This is a genomic window from Methylocella sp. CPCC 101449, from assembly GCF_031921685.1.
Taxonomy (GTDB): Bacteria; Pseudomonadota; Alphaproteobacteria; order Rhizobiales; family Beijerinckiaceae; genus Terripilifer.
This window is the reverse complement of record NZ_JAPDHU010000001.1, coordinates 71,946-84,621: the sequence shown is the minus strand read 5'-3', so window position 1 is coordinate 84,621 and position 12,676 is coordinate 71,946. Positions and strand designations below refer to the sequence as shown.

Below are 12,676 nucleotides of genomic sequence, written 5' to 3'. Positions count from 1 at the left end.
GAATCGCGCATAAGGGCGAAATTTTTTCCGCCGCTGCGACAATCGCGATTTGGACAGGCAGGGTATGGATGCCGCGCGTGACCCACGGCGATCATTTCCCGATCGCGGCATCGTGTATACACGGCAGATGAAAATACCCTCCCCATTTTGCACCGACGTCTGTGCCGCAGGCCGTTCTCGTGTGTGCCTGCCTTGCAAAAGTCGAACCGATTCGCTACCGGCAGCACATCGGCGCCGGGTCTTGCAGGCCGTGACGCGCCTATTCGGGAAAGAGCGAAACCATGAAAATCTGCCGTTTTGACAATGGCCGCCTGGGTGTCGTCGAGGGCGACACCGTTCGTGACGTGACGAGCGTGCTGGAGGCTTTGCCGCCGCTGCGCTGGCCGGTTCCGATCGGCGATCAGTTCATCGCCAATCTCGACAAGCTGCTGCCCGCCATGCGCGAAGCGGCGAAGACGGCGAAGTCGATCCCGCTGAAATCCATCAAGCTTGACGCGCCCGTGGCCAATCCGCCGCGTGTCATTGCCGCGCCAGTCAACTATCTGCTGCATGCGAAGGAAGCGCACGACCCGGCGATCCATCACGGCGTCCACATGCCGACCTTTGAAGGCTTTGCCACGCCAATCGATAAAATGGGCCTCTTCCTCAAGTCGCAAACCGGCCTCATCGGTGCTGGCCAAAAGGTCGAATTGCATTGGCCTGATCGGCGCAACGACCACGAGATCGAACTGACCTTGATCATCGGCAAGGGCGGCAAGAACATTTCGCGCGACAAGGCGCTCGATCATGTTGCTGGCTATGCCATTGGCCTCGACATGGTGGTGCGCGGCACGGAAGACCGCAGTTGGCGTAAGTCCGCAGACACCTATTCGGTGCTCGGCCCCTGGCTCGTGACATCAGATGAAATTCCCGATCCCGATGCGCTGGAGTTTGGCATCGAGGTGGATGGCGAAGTGCGCCAGCGCGCCAATACCAAGGACCTGGTCGTCGACGTCCGCGATCTGATCGTCCGAGCCTCGGCCATCTACTCGCTCTATCCCGGCGACATCATCATGACCGGCACGCCCGAAGGCGTGAGCGAGGTCAAGTCTGGCAACGTCATGCATTGCTGGATCGAGAAGATCGGCGAGATGAACGTCGCTGTTAAGTAACTCGCTTTGTTGGTGTCAGGCGGCGGGTGCCGCCTGACGAACCAAAAAGCTTTCGCCGCGATCGAGGAAGTCGAGAACGATCGCGCTGGTGCGCTGCGGCTGATCGAATTCGATCGCATGTGCTGCGCCCCAGATATAAGTCAGATGTGACTGCGGCAGCCCAGCCTTGAGGATATGGCCGGTTTCGCGCGGGATAATCTTGTCGAGGGCGCCCATCAGAATGAGCGCGCGGGATTTGATCTCGCCGAGCCGCTGCACCAAGGCCTCGTCGAAATCGACGCCCTGGATATAATCCTGCAGCACCTTGCGATTGTCCTGCAGCATCTGCGGTGCGCGCGTCTCCGCTGGAATATTGGCGGTGACGGCATGAAGGAGCTTCAATCGCTCGTCGATATTGGCCGGGAGAGCGATCAGATCGGTGCGGCGTAGTCCGGCCGGAGCTTCGAGCACCAATTGGCCGATGAGGCCAGGGTGGCGCACCGCGACCCACAGCCCGACCCAACCGCCGAGGCCTTCGCCGACAATATCGGCTTCGCCATCGCATTCTTTTTCGATGAACTCGGCGACGAGATTGGCGAGGTCGGCGATCGTCGTCACCGAATCATGTTTCGCCGTGCCGTCAAAGCCCGGCAGGGTGGGCGCATGAACCAGATGATGATCGGCAAGCGCTTCGATCACGCCTGATACGCGCGGCCCGGCCGCGCTGTGCAAATGAACGAGCGGACGGCCTTTGCCGGCGGTGCGCACGTGCAGCGAGCCGCTCGAAAGGGCGACATCGCGTTCGGTGAAGGAAATATCGGTCACTTCGAAATCCTGTTCCAAATTCTGTTTACTGTCAAAATCATGGGTTCAGAGTGCACGGACTTCCGGCAAAACTTTGTCACGGAAGAGTTCCATGCCCTTGATGACGGCCGTGTCGGGCATGTTGCCGAGCTTCATGTTCATATTGATGTGCGCGGCGCCGAGATGCTGCCGCAGGCGTTTGATCTGTTTCACGACGGTTTGCGGGCTGCCGCAGAGAATCGAACCCGCCTCAATCTGCTCCTTGATGGTGCGGCCTTTCAAGGTCTGCAGACGCTTCATGAAATAGTCGCCGGCGCCTTCCTGGCCGAAGAAGCGGGTTTTCTGAATGACGATGCGCTGCGCATCCTGCTGCGGGCGCATCAGCACGCCATGGAAATAGGCGAGCGCTTTCGCCATGATCTCTTCGGCTTCTTCGTCCGTTTCGGCGATGCAGGTCTGCTGGCCGACGAGAATATCTTCTGGGCTAGGTGTGCGGCCATGGGCGCGGGCGCTTTCAAGAAAGCCGTCGATGATGGAACGGGCGACATCGAGATCGCTGACCAGCGTGAGGCCCACCATGGAAGGGAACTCGCCGACGAATTGCGCCGATTCGAGATTGCTCGCCGACATCAGAATGCGGGGATGTGGCGTCTGCCGTGGCTTAGGCCAGATGGAAATGGCGCGATACTGATAGAACTCGCCCTCCCAACCGAAAGGCTCGGGTTCCGTCCAGGCGCGCAGAATGATGTTGAGCGCTTCGCGCATGCGGCCGCGTGATTCATCGGGCGCGACATTGTAGGCGATATATTCATGCGGAATGCCGCGCACGAAGCCAGCCACCAGACGGCCGCCGCTCATCACGTCGAGCATCGCATACTCTTCGGCGACGCGGACCGGATTGAGCAAAGGCAGGAGATTGCCCAGCATGGCGAGCTTGATCGACTTGGTGCGCTGGGTCATCGCCGCGCCGACGAGATTGCAGTTCGCCATCAGGCTGTAGGGCGAGAAATGATGCTCGTTGGCGCCGACCCAGTCGAAGCCGCAGGCTTCCGCATGCGCCATGGTGCCGAGATAGGTGTCGTAGAGCTCAGTGCCCCGCTCCGGACGGAACGGCGCATTGCGTGCCGGCCATTGTGTCGGCGCTTCGTCGAGTTCGGTCCAGGGCATGAGATGAAAGAAGGAGAAATGCATCGTCGGGTCCGTTGTTGAAAGAGTGCGGGTTTCAGCTCTGTTTCGGGGCTTGTTCTTCGTTGACGATGCCTTCTTCGTCCATCCACGCTTGCGTATCGTCGAAAGCCCGTAGCACCCGATCGTGGCGCGCTTGGATCAGTTCGCGCGGCCACAGATGGGTGAAGATGAAGAATTCGCCCTTGCGGATGGCGCGCAACACGCGCCGGCCAACCACGTCGGGCTCGAAACCTTCGTTGAGGAGATGCGAGAACTGTTCGCTCTCCTGCCGCTTGAATGAGCCGCCCATGCGGTCGGGGCGGGCGCGGCCGGAGAGAAAGATGCCGGTCTTGACCGCGGCGGGGCAAAGCACGGAGACGCCGATATTGCTGCCGTCGAGATCCTGCTCCAGCGCCTCCGACAAAGCCACGACCGCATATTTCGTCATCGAATAGGGGCCTGTGTCCCAGCCCGGCTGGATGCGGAAGCCGCCGATCGAGGCGGTGTTGACGATATGGCACTCCTCGCCATGGTCGCGCATGTGCGGGATGAAATTCTGGAAGCCGTGGATGACGCCATTGATGTTGACGCCCATCACCCATTCCCAGTCGCGAACGGGGAGTTTTTCGATTGGCACGCCATGCATGGAAATGCCGGCGTTGTTGCACAGGATATGCACCTTGCCGAACGCGTCGATGGCTTGTTGCGTGGCGGCATCGACGGAGGCACGCACGGAGGTATCGACTTCGATGGCGATGGCTTGCGCCCCAAGCTTGTTTACTTGCGCCAAGGCATCGTCGAGCGCATCACGGCGGATGTCGCACAAAACGATGTTCATGCCGTTGCGGGCAAAGGCGCGCGCCATGCCAAGGCCGATGCCTGATCCCGCACCCGTGATGAAAGCCGTCTTGCCCTGGAAATTCTGCATACGTCCTCCCGCCGCCAGCCTTTTTCAGTCTGGCTGATATTGACGGACTTATGGTCAATCGGGCGGCGCTTGTCCATGCCGCTGGACCATAGCGCGCATGAGGACATCGCAGATGAACGGGGCAGGCGCCCACTCTGATCTGAAAGATGTTCGAAATTGCAGCCGCTCAGGCTTCCTTTTCAAGCTCGATCGAGTCGTAGCCGCCGAGCTTGTAGACGAGCGCTGAAATCGCCCAGATGGCGATGAAGAGGCCGACGATGATGAAGCCCAGAATGTCGAAGTGATCGCGCAGGGCCGCCAGATCGCTCCAGAAGGCGCCGCTCAATTCCAGCTTTTCGGCGATCAGTCCGACGCCCTGCACCAGGCCGATCACCAGAGCGATGAAGACTGAGAGGCCGGTGATCACCAGATTGTAGAACAGTTTGCGGATCGGATTGACGTAAGCCCATTCATAGGCGCCGAGCATCAGCGCGCCATCGGTGGCATCGGCCAGCGCCATGCCCACCGCGAACAGCACCGGAAACACCATCACCGTCGAGAGCGATACGCCATTGGCGGCATTGGCCGCGGCCAAGGAGAACAGGCCTATTTCGGTCGCCGTATCGAAGCCCAGGCCAAACAGAAAGCCGAGCGGGTACATGTGCCAGCTTTTGGAAATGCGCGAGAACAGCGGCCGCAGCAGACGCGACAGGAAACCGTGCCGGCCAACGATGGCGTCGAGATCCTCTTCGCGGTATCGACCCGTCCGCTTGGCATTGCGGAAGGTCCGCCACACGCCGATGAAAATGGCAAGATTGGCGATGCCGATGACGAGCAGGAACAGCGACGAGACCGTGGTGCCGATCAGCGAGCCGATGTCGCGGAATTCGTCCATCAGCCCGTTGGCGCCCGATGCCAGGAAGGCGATGACGAGACAGGCGAGGATGACGACGGTCGAATGGCCGAGCGCGAACCAGAAGCCGACGGTGGCCGGCCGCCCGCCCTCTTGCAGCAGTTTGCGGGTGACATTGTCGATGGCGGCGATGTGGTCGGGGTCCACTGCGTGGCGCAGGCCCAGCACATAGGCCAGGAAGGCCGTGCCGAGCATGACAGGCTGATCGCGGAAAACCGCGAAGGCCCAGAGCCAGGCGGCGACATTGGCGGTCAGGAGTACGCTGTAGAGAAGAATGAGGCGCTGGCGCAGCCCGTGCTTGGGCTCGCTTGCCAGCCGGCTGGCTATCCCTTTGGTCGGGCTCGTCGCCAACGTCATCTTCCGTGGTCTCCATCCCAGGACCGGGCCGCCCGATGTTATGAGGAACGGCCAAAAACTGCGTAACAGGGCTATAGGGAGGACATTTGGCCCCGTCAATCTGCATGAAAGTTCATGCAGGAACCATGCAAGCAAGAAGCATCGAGGCCAGAGGCTAGGCAGGCTTGCCAGCGGCAGCGGCGCTCATTAAGCGGGGCGGAACCCACAATAACCGGAGGAAACAGTGTCTGAACCGAATTTGGTGTTGCTGTGCCGGCAGGATGAATTGGCGCCGGGCGAAAAGAAGCAGGTGGCCGGCGAAGACGGCGATATCTGCGTCTACAACCTCAATGGGCAGTTTTACGCGACCTCGGATCGCTGCACCCATGGCCTCTCCAGCCTTTCGGAGGGCGAGATCGTCGATGATGAGATCGAATGCGCCATGCATTTCGGTACGTTCCACATTCCCACCGGCGAACCCCGGCAGGCCCCTTGCAGCGTCGCGCTGAAGACCTATGAAGTGAAGATCGTCGGCGATGAGGTGTTCGCCGTTTTGGCCTGATCAGCAGAGGAGTGGGCCTGGCATGATCCGCGTCACCCGCTCCATCGTTCTCGAAGACAGCGAGATCGAGCTGAATTTCGTCCGTGCCTCCGGCCCGGGTGGGCAGAACGTCAACAAGGTGGCGAGCGCCGTCCAATTGCGCTTCAATGTCGCCCAGTCGCCAAGCCTGAGCGACGACGTTAGGGAACGCCTTGTGACCCTCGGCGGGCGCCGGATCACCCGTGATGGCGTGCTGGTGCTCAGTGCCGATCGGTTCCGCACCCAGGAACTCAATCGTGCCGATGCGTTGGAGCGGCTATGCGCTCTGATCAGGGAAGCCTCCATCGCGCCCATCCCGCGGCGGCCGACCCGTCCTACTTTGGCGTCCAAGCGCCGCCGGCTTGACGGCAAAAAACTGGATTCGCGGCGAAAATCGCTGCGCCGCACGCCAGTTAAGGACGATTGACAGAAGTCACGGATCACGTTGCGCTTTTGCCACGACTGTTGCCGCAATCGCACAGTGCCCGGCCACCAAGCTGTGTAAAGTCATCCATGTGACGTTTCGGCGTCGCGAAACTGCAGTTTATTCCGAACACGGTCCGACAGTCGACGTCATGCCCGCCACAGCCCGCCCCCAGCAGGCCGATTTTGCCGCCGAAGCCGCGCAATTGATGCTGAGGCTTGGGTTGGCGATCATTCTCATCGTCGTGCCGACGGGGGCCATCTATTCGCGTCGTCTGCTGTTCACGCTGGTGCCGGTCGGCGTCGCGATGATTCTGCTCGGCGCGCTGCTGGCGCCCGGCCGCCATGCCCTCCTGCCGTCCCGGCAGGTGATGTTCTCCCCCGTGGTCCAGGCGCTGGTGCTGCTGCTGGCCTGGGCCGCCCTTTCGCTGCTCTGGACGCCGTTCCAAGCCCTGGCGCTCGAACGCTATGGCAAGACGGCGGCGACGGTGGCGCTCGCCGTGGCGGCCATTTTCATGCTGCCGGGCCGCACCCGCACCTCCAACCTCAATCTGATGCCGATCGGCGTTGGTATCGCCGCGCTGGCGACCATCGCCGTCGCCATCGCGCTGCCGCCGGAGCTGCGGGAACTGCCCGATCCGGAAGGCACGTCCATCGAGCGGGCGGCGCTCGGCCTGGTCGTCCTGGTCTGGCCGGCGCTGGGCGCCCTGGCGGTGCGTGAGCGCTGGGCCTCGGCCGGTGCGCTCGCTGTGGCCACCGCGGGCGCGGCCACGGTCGTATGGGTGCCGGCGGCCCTAACCGCCATGGTGGTGTCGGCGCTGGTTTTCTCGATCGGCTCGTCCAATCCGCGCCGCGTCTCGAAAATTCTCGTCGTCATCTGCGCCGGCCTGATCCTATTGGCGCCGGCTTTGGCGCTGTTCGCCCAGCATTTCCTGGCCGGCCGCCTGCCGCCGGCCGTTGCCATCTGGGCGCAGCCCTATTTCCTGTGGGCGGAGCTGATCCGCATGGAAGGCTGGCGGGTGCTAACCGGTCATGGCTTCGACATGACGGTGCGTGGCCTGGCGTCGGGCTATCTGCCGGTGTTCACGCCGCGCAGCCTGCTGTTCGAAGTCTGGTACGACCTCGGCATCGTCGGCGCGGTCGCCACGGCGCTGTTCGTCTCGCTCGGCCTCTTGGCTGCCGGCCGTTTGCCGGTGCCGGCCGCGTCCTTCATGCTGGCGGGCATCGTCTGCATTCTGGTCGTCGCCTTCTCAGGCCTGGCGACCATGCAGATCTGGTGGATCACCCTGATCTGCATTTCGACGATCAGCTTCACCTGCGTGATCAATGCCCATCCGCGTTTGGCGCGGCCGGCGGCGCGCGTGATGCCGGACGCACCGGGGCGGCCGCGCGTTTAAGCCTTCGATTAGACAGACAGTTTTATCTGGATCGTTGTTTGGACGTGGCGTCGTCACGCGAGACGGCACCCGCTTCGCTGGAAAACGCCTTGAAGCTTTCGACACCTTCACCGAACTGCGAGGCGAAGAAGGCGCGATAGGTGCCATTGGCGTTGATGAGCTGGCTGTGGGTGCCCGACTCCACCGCCTGGCCCTTTTCGATCACATAGATGCGGTCGGCATTGATGATCGTTTGCAGGCGATGCGCCACCACCAAGGTGGTGCGGCCTATGCGCATTTCCTCCAGCGCCTTTTGCACTTCGCGTTCCGACTCGGAGTCGAGTGCCGCCGTCGGCTCGTCGAGCAGGATGATCGGCGCGTTCTTGAGAATGGCCCGCGCGATGGCGATGCGTTGCTTTTGGCCGCCCGACAATTGCGCGCCATGCTCGCCGACATTGGTTTGATAGCCGCTGCTGAAGCCCATGATGAAATCATGCGCATGGGCTTTCCTGGCGGCCGCGATGATCTCGTCTTCGGTCGCGCCGATGCGGCCCAGCGCGATATTCTCGTGGATCGTGCCGCGGAACAGGAAGACATCCTGCGAGACGAAAGCGATCTGCGCGCGCAGCGACGCGAGATCGACCTTGTCGATGTCCTGGCCGTCGATGAGGATGCGGCCTGAATTCGGCGTGTAGAACCGTTGCAGCAAGGCAATGATCGTCGACTTGCCGCCGCCGGACGGACCAACCAGTGCCGTGGTGGCATTGGGTTCGACGGTCAAAGTGAGGCCGCTCAGCACGTCCTCGTCTTCGCGATAGCTGAAGCGCACGTCCTCGCTTTCGATGCGTCCGGCACCGACCTGCAGTTTCGGCAGGCCCGGTTGCGGCGCTTCGTTCGCCGGCCGGTCGAGCACTTCATAAACGAGCTTGGCACCGACCAGGCCGTTCTGAATTTCGAGCTTCAGGCGCGCCAGCCGTTTCGCCGGCTCATAGGCCATCAGAAGAGCGGCGACGAAGGAAAAGAAGGAGCCGGCATCGGCGCCTTGCACGGTCACTTTCCAACTGCCGTAGAAAATCACCGCGCCGATGGCAAAGCCCGCCAGCGCATCGGCGATCGGGCTCGATGCGGCCATGCCGGCGGCGACGCGGTTCATCGAGCGCTCGACCTCGCGGATCGATTTTGCCATGCGGCCGCGCATCGTGTCTTCGAGATTGAACGATTTGACGATGCGGCTGCCTTGCACGGTCTCCTGCATCGTCTCGAGAATTTGCGAATTGCCCATGAAGGAGCGGCGGGCGAATTTGCGCACCTTGCCGATCATCCGCCCGAGCAGCAACGCCGCGGCCGGCAAGGTCAAAAGCGACAACGCGGCCAGCATCGGATCCTGCACGAACATCACGCAGATCAGGCCGATCAAAGTCAGAAGCTCGCGGCCAAAAGCGGTGATCAGCGCTTGCAGCGTGTCGCGCACGGAATTCGGCGCCTGTGCGATGCGCGTCATGAAATCCGACGAATGCCGGTCATGGAAGAAGCGCATGTCTTGCAACAGCAGGTGGTTGAACAGGCGCGCCTGCACTTCGGCGATGATGCGATTGCCGGTGCGTGACAGAACGATGAGCGAGAGATAGGTGGCGAGGCCGCGCGCGGCGAACAGGCCGAACACCGCCCAGGCGAGCAGCCGCAGCTCATGGAATTTCTCGCCATCGACGATGCCATTCAGCACCGGCTTCAACAGATAGGCGGAGAGCGCGGTGGCACCGGCGCCGACCGACAGCAGGACCGCCGCTAGCAGATAGGAGCCGATATGCTGGCGTCCGTGATCGCGGAACAGCCGCGTCAGCATGCTCGTGGTGTCGGAATGGAGCCAGGGATCCACGGCGGATTTCGTCGGGCCGGTCGAAGACATGGGCGTGGGTTACCGGCTGGGGGTTGAGGGAGCAAGTGTTTTGGCAAGTGCTTCCCGTCGGGAACAGGCCGGGTAGGATGTCGCACAAATCATATTGGAGGAAACCATGGCAGGGCCGAAAACGGTGGACAGAGAGCCGCTTGTGATCGCCAAACAAGGCTATTTTTATGCCGGCGGCGCCTATCGTGATGGCTCTGCCGGCGCCCCTTTCGTCGGCCAGATGTATGTCGAATACCAGATTCCTCAAGAGCTTAAGGCGCCTCATCCGATTGTGATGGTGCATGGTGGCCAGCAGAACGGCACCAATTGGACCGGCACGCCCGATGGCCGCGAGGGCTGGGCGCAGTATTTCCTGCGCCGGGGCCATGCGGTTTACGTGGTCGATCAGGTGGCGCGGGGACGTTCGCCCTGGCACCCCGATGTGCAGGGGCCGTTGGCGCCTCTCGACAGGGAATTCGCCGACCGGCGTTTTGCCGCACCCAGTCGATTCGAACATTGGCCGCAGGCGCGTCTGCACAGCCAGTGGCCGGGCGAGGCGGCGGCGGGCGAGACGCATTATGACGCCTTCATCGCCACGCAGACGCCCTCGCTTGCCGACTATGCCGAGCAGCAGCGTCTCAACAGCGCCGCGCTGATCGCTCTGTTCGAGCGCATCGGCCCGGCCGTCCTCATGGTGCATTCCCAGTCCGGCGCCTTCGGCTGGGTGGTTGCCGACCGCCGGCCTGATCTCGTCGCCGCGTTGGTGGCGCTCGAGCCGAACGGCCCGCCGCTGCGCGACGTCGCCAATCTCGGTGCGCCCCATTGGTTCGCCGATGAAGGGCGTTACAAGATTTCCGGGCTTGGCGACGTGCAACTCACCTGGGAGCCGCCGTTGGGCGACGACGAGCGATTGGACTATGTGCAGGAGGCCGCGCCGTCACGGCCCGATTGCGTGCGCTGCTGGAGCCAGCAGGAACCGGCGCGGCAATTGCCTCATCTGGCGAAAGTGAAAATCCTCATGCTGACGGCGGAGGCGTCCTATCACGCGCCTTACGATCACTGCACGACGATCTTTCTGCGCCAGGCCGGCGTGAAGCTCGATCACATTTACCTTGCCGACCGTGGCATCAAGGGCAACGGCCACATGTTCATGATCGAGAAGAATTCCGATGAGATTGCCGGCGTGGTGGCGGAGTGGCTGGAAAAAAGCTGACAATAGCGTTTCACAGCTCGACTTAGTCGAGCGCCATGAAGACGCGTCCAAATATAAGAGAATCTAGGCAAAATCACGTTTCTATCGAAACGTGATTTGCTCTAGCCCTCGATCTCCTCGCGCAGCATTTCCAGCTCCAACCATTCGTCTTCCATCGCCGCCAGTTCTTCGCCCGCTTTGGCGAAGGCCTGTGACGCCTGGTCGAAGCGTTTCGGATCGCGCGCATAGAGCGAGGGATCGTCGAGTTCCTTTTGCAGCTTCGCTTGCAAAGCACGGTTTTCGTCCATGCGTTTGGGCAAAGTGTCCAGCGCATGTTTTTGCTTGAAGGAAAGGCGCTTCTTCGAAGCCGATGGCGCAGCGGCTGCCGCAACTTCGGCTTTCGGCTTGGCTTCCTTCGCCACCGGCGCTTCGCCGCCAACGCCATAGCCGCGTTGCGCGATCATGTCGGAATAGCCGCCCGCATATTCGAGCCAACGGCCGTCGCCTTCGCTCACCACCACCGACGTGGCGACACGATCGAGAAAATCGCGATCGTGGCTGACGACGATGACCGTGCCGGGATAATCGGCAACCAGCTCTTCCAGCAGGTCGAGTGTTTCGAGATCGAGATCGTTGGTCGGTTCGTCTAACACCAGCAGGTTTGAGGGCAGCGACAAGGCGCGTGCCAGCATCAGGCGGCCGCGTTCGCCGCCGGACAGACGCGTCACGGGCGTGCGCGCCTGTTCCGGCTGGAACAGAAAGTCCTTCATATAGCCGGCGAAATGCTTGCGCTGGCCGTTGACGTCGACCCAATCGCCGCCACCGCCCGTCAACGCATCCTTCACCGTCCAGTCCGGTTGCAGCATGACGCGGCGCTGGTCGAGCGTGGCGATTTCGAGATTAGCGCCGAGTGTCACTTTGCCTTCGTCGGGAGGCAGTTCGCCGATCAGCATTTTGATCAGCGTCGTCTTGCCCGCACCATTGGCACCGACGACGCCGAGCCGGTCGCCGCGCATGATGCGCGTGGAAAAGTCGCGCACGATGGCGCGTTCGCCAAAACTCTTGCCGATGCGCTCAGCCTCGATGACGAGCTTGCCGGAAAGCTGCGCCTGGGTGACTTCCATCTTCACCGTGCCGACGACCTTGCGGGCGTCGCGCCGTTCCTGCCGCAGATCTTGCAGGCGGCCCATGCGGCGTACGTTGCGCTTGCGCCGCGCCGATACGCCGTGGCGCACCCAATGTTCTTCGTTCTCGATGCGTCGGTCGAGTTTGTGCAGTTCGAGCTCTTCCTGTTCGAGCATTTCGTCGCGCCAGGCTTCGAAAGCGCCGAACCCTTTTTCGAGCCGGCGCGTGCGCCCGCGATCGAGCCAGACGGTGGCGCGCGTCAGGGTTTCGAGAAAGCGGCGATCATGGCTGATGAGCACGAGCGCGGAGCGGGAGGTGCGCAGGGTCTTTTCCAGCCATTCGATCGCCGGAAGGTCGAGATGGTTGGTCGGCTCGTCGAGCAGCAGAATGTCTGGTTCGGCGGCGATCACCCGCGCCAGGGCGGCGCGGCGGGCTTCGCCGCCGGAGAGATGTGCCGGGTTTTCGTCACCCGTCAGGCCCAGCTCGTTGAGAAGATAGCGGGCGCGGTAGGGATCGTCGGCCGGGCCAAGGCCCGCTTCCGCATAGGCCAGCACCGTGTCGAAGGCCGACAGGTCCGGCTCCTGCGGCAAATAGCGCACCGTGGCGTCCGGCTGGAAGAACCTGTTGCCGCCATCGGGCTCCAATTCGCCGGCGGCGATGCGGAGCAAAGTCGATTTGCCCGAGCCGTTACGCCCCACCAGGGCCAGCCGCTCGCCCGGCGCCACCGACAGTTCGGCCCCCTCGATCAGCGGTTTGCCGCTGATCGTCAGGCGGATGTCTTGCAGGAGGAGAAGCGGGGGCGCGGCCATAATTTCATCTGCTGGATTGAATTCCGCGC

The 12,676-nt window shown here is 62.3% G+C and carries 11 protein-coding genes; 5 read left to right on the top strand and 6 right to left on the bottom strand.

What is annotated here, in order from left to right:
• The first annotated feature begins 281 nt into the window (after window positions 1-281).
• Window positions 282-1,151: a fumarylacetoacetate hydrolase family protein gene (locus OIM99_RS00370; protein ID WP_311848301.1), complete on the top strand. Its 870-nt coding sequence runs from the start codon at window positions 282-284 to the stop codon at window positions 1,149-1,151.
• Window positions 1,152-1,166: 15 nt separating this feature from the next.
• On the opposite strand, the gene OIM99_RS00365 is transcribed toward OIM99_RS00370, so the two are convergent.
• The 4 genes from OIM99_RS00365 to OIM99_RS00350 all read right to left on the bottom strand — a co-directional run bounded on the left by OIM99_RS00365 (window position 1,167) and on the right by OIM99_RS00350 (window position 5,278).
• Window positions 1,167-1,955, bottom strand: a complete 789-nt coding sequence (locus OIM99_RS00365; protein ID WP_311848300.1) for an alpha/beta fold hydrolase — start codon at window positions 1,953-1,955, stop codon at window positions 1,167-1,169.
• A gap of 45 nt (window positions 1,956-2,000) precedes the next feature.
• Entirely contained in the window at window positions 2,001-3,125 is a 1,125-nt protein-coding gene (locus OIM99_RS00360; RefSeq protein ID WP_311848299.1) for an LLM class flavin-dependent oxidoreductase, read from the bottom strand.
• A gap of 31 nt (window positions 3,126-3,156) precedes the next feature.
• Window positions 3,157-4,029, bottom strand: coding sequence for an SDR family NAD(P)-dependent oxidoreductase (locus OIM99_RS00355; protein ID WP_311848298.1), 873 nt, complete (start codon window positions 4,027-4,029; stop codon window positions 3,157-3,159).
• Window positions 4,030-4,195: 166 nt separating this feature from the next.
• On the bottom strand, window positions 4,196-5,278 hold the full coding sequence (locus tag OIM99_RS00350) for a HoxN/HupN/NixA family nickel/cobalt transporter (RefSeq protein ID WP_311848297.1): 1,083 nt from the start codon (window positions 5,276-5,278) through the stop codon (window positions 4,196-4,198).
• Window positions 5,279-5,501: 223 nt separating this feature from the next.
• Here OIM99_RS00350 and OIM99_RS00345 point away from each other — a divergent pair, with 223 nt between their 5' ends.
• The 3 genes from OIM99_RS00345 to OIM99_RS00335 all read left to right on the top strand — a co-directional run bounded on the left by OIM99_RS00345 (window position 5,502) and on the right by OIM99_RS00335 (window position 7,657).
• Window positions 5,502-5,819 (top strand): non-heme iron oxygenase ferredoxin subunit, encoded by a 318-nt coding sequence (locus OIM99_RS00345; protein ID WP_311848296.1) that lies wholly within the window; start codon window positions 5,502-5,504, stop codon window positions 5,817-5,819.
• A gap of 22 nt (window positions 5,820-5,841) precedes the next feature.
• Complete coding sequence (gene arfB / locus OIM99_RS00340) at window positions 5,842-6,264, top strand: alternative ribosome rescue aminoacyl-tRNA hydrolase ArfB (protein WP_311848295.1); 423 nt, start codon at window positions 5,842-5,844, stop codon at window positions 6,262-6,264.
• Between the two features lie 148 nt (window positions 6,265-6,412).
• A complete protein-coding gene (locus OIM99_RS00335; protein WP_311848294.1) occupies window positions 6,413-7,657 on the top strand; it encodes a hypothetical protein in 1,245 nt (414 codons plus the stop codon).
• A 22-nt stretch (window positions 7,658-7,679) separates the two neighbouring features.
• Here OIM99_RS00335 and OIM99_RS00330 read toward each other — a convergent pair whose 3' ends face one another.
• A complete protein-coding gene (locus OIM99_RS00330; protein ID WP_311848293.1) occupies window positions 7,680-9,512 on the bottom strand; it encodes an ABC transporter ATP-binding protein in 1,833 nt (610 codons plus the stop codon).
• A gap of 136 nt (window positions 9,513-9,648) precedes the next feature.
• Here OIM99_RS00330 and OIM99_RS00325 point away from each other — a divergent pair, with 136 nt between their 5' ends.
• A complete protein-coding gene (locus OIM99_RS00325) occupies window positions 9,649-10,734 on the top strand; it encodes an alpha/beta hydrolase (RefSeq protein WP_311848292.1) in 1,086 nt (361 codons plus the stop codon).
• 101 nt (window positions 10,735-10,835) lie between these two features.
• Here the strand turns inward: OIM99_RS00325 and OIM99_RS00320 are convergent, their stop codons facing one another.
• Window positions 10,836-12,647 (bottom strand): ATP-binding cassette domain-containing protein, encoded by a 1,812-nt coding sequence (locus OIM99_RS00320; RefSeq protein ID WP_311848291.1) that lies wholly within the window; start codon window positions 12,645-12,647, stop codon window positions 10,836-10,838.
• Window positions 12,648-12,676: the final 29 nt, after the last annotated feature.

Bases quoted from the DNA above. Each gene is read 5' to 3' on its own strand.
- OIM99_RS00370 (WP_311848301.1), top strand. From the start codon at position 282: ATGAAAATCTGCCGTTTTGACAATGGCCGCCTGGGTGTCGTCGAGGGC.
- OIM99_RS00360 (WP_311848299.1), bottom strand. From the start codon at position 3,125: ATGCATTTCTCCTTCTTTCATCTCATGCCCTGGACCGAACTCGACGAA.
- OIM99_RS00355 (WP_311848298.1), bottom strand. From the start codon at position 4,029: ATGCAGAATTTCCAGGGCAAGACGGCTTTCATCACGGGTGCGGGATCA.
- OIM99_RS00350 (WP_311848297.1), bottom strand. From the start codon at position 5,278: ATGACGTTGGCGACGAGCCCGACCAAAGGGATAGCCAGCCGGCTGGCA.
- arfB (WP_311848295.1), top strand. From the start codon at position 5,842: ATGATCCGCGTCACCCGCTCCATCGTTCTCGAAGACAGCGAGATCGAG.
- OIM99_RS00335 (WP_311848294.1), top strand. From the start codon at position 6,413: ATGCCCGCCACAGCCCGCCCCCAGCAGGCCGATTTTGCCGCCGAAGCC.
- OIM99_RS00325 (WP_311848292.1), top strand. From the start codon at position 9,649: ATGGCAGGGCCGAAAACGGTGGACAGAGAGCCGCTTGTGATCGCCAAA.
- OIM99_RS00320 (WP_311848291.1), bottom strand. From the start codon at position 12,647: ATGGCCGCGCCCCCGCTTCTCCTCCTGCAAGACATCCGCCTGACGATC.